Genomic DNA, 231 nt, shown 5'->3' with positions numbered 1-231 from the left:
CAACAAGTGCAAGTCAATCAGCAAGCACATCAGCTAGTCAGTCAGCATCGACAAGTGCAAGGCAAACAGCAAGCACGTCAGCTAGTCAATCGGCTTCAACAAGTGCAAGTCAATCAGCCAGCACATCAGCTAGTCAGTCAGCATCGACAAGTGCAAGTCAATCAGCAAGCACCTCAGCTAGTAAGTCAGCATCGACAAGTGCAACACATTCAGCAAGAGCATGAGAGAGGG

Annotated in this window: 1 protein-coding gene; it reads left to right on the top strand. The window is 48.9% G+C overall.

Annotation, left to right across the window (positions count from 1 at the left end; translation table 11 throughout):
- On the top strand, positions 1–224 hold a 224-nt coding region (locus tag OCF96_RS10125), incomplete at its 5' end, for a hypothetical protein (RefSeq protein ID WP_261447095.1).
- Between the last annotated feature and the right edge of the window lie 7 nt (positions 225–231).

Origin of the sequence: Streptococcus mitis (genome assembly GCF_946190065.1) — a bacterium.
GTDB lineage: Bacteria > Bacillota > Bacilli > Lactobacillales > Streptococcaceae > Streptococcus > Streptococcus mitis_DE.
Note: the sequence above shows the minus strand (reverse complement) of the source record. Positions and strands in the feature narration are given on the sequence as shown.